Origin of the sequence: Mesorhizobium sp. M7A.F.Ca.US.014.04.1.1 (assembly GCF_003998745.1) — a bacterium.
GTDB classification, from domain to species: domain Bacteria; phylum Pseudomonadota; class Alphaproteobacteria; order Rhizobiales; family Rhizobiaceae; genus Mesorhizobium; species Mesorhizobium ciceri.
In genome coordinates this window covers 1-553 of record NZ_RZRW01001385.1, presented here as the reverse complement: position 1 = coordinate 553, position 553 = coordinate 1, and the positions used below count along the sequence as shown (strand labels likewise).

Sequence of the window (553 nt, the reverse complement as noted above, 5' to 3'; positions counted from 1 at the left end):
CCGCGTCCCACAGCACCGCCACAGCCGCAGCCAGCTCTTGCATGCGCTTGCCGGTCTGGCGCTGGAAGGCGCGCGTGAAGGAACGGCGGCTCATGCCGGCTGCATCGGCCCACTCGTCGATGGTCGCATGCGGCGACGGTGCTGCGACGAAGCGTCGGCACAGCGCCGACAATCTTGGATCGGACGGAAATGGCAGCCCGAGAGGCCGTTCCGGCAAGGTCGGGATTTCGTGCAGCAGAAGGTTCATGATCAGCCCACCGCGTCCTTCCAGAACGCCGCCTTGCGGGAGCTTCTCCGATTCCACGATCAGGCTGTGCATCAGGTCGGTGACGCCGACGACGCGCAAGCCTTCGGGCAGCCCGGGGATCGCCTGTGGCATGACATAAACCGAACGCATCGAGACGTCGCCCAGCATCTCGACGGAATGCTCGGTGCCGGCTGGAATCCACATCGCGTGGTCGGGCGGCACCATCCAGCGCCCGTAGCGTGTCGTCACCAGCACCACGCCGACAAGCGCATGCAAGAGCTGGCTGCGGCTGTGGCGGTGCTGTGG

At 66.4% G+C, this 553-nt stretch carries 1 protein-coding gene; it reads right to left on the bottom strand.

Annotation, left to right across the window (positions count from 1 at the left end; translation table 11 throughout):
* The coding region (locus EOA22_RS36685; protein ID WP_164756339.1) for an AraC family ligand binding domain-containing protein at positions 1–553 on the bottom strand (553 nt) is incomplete at both ends.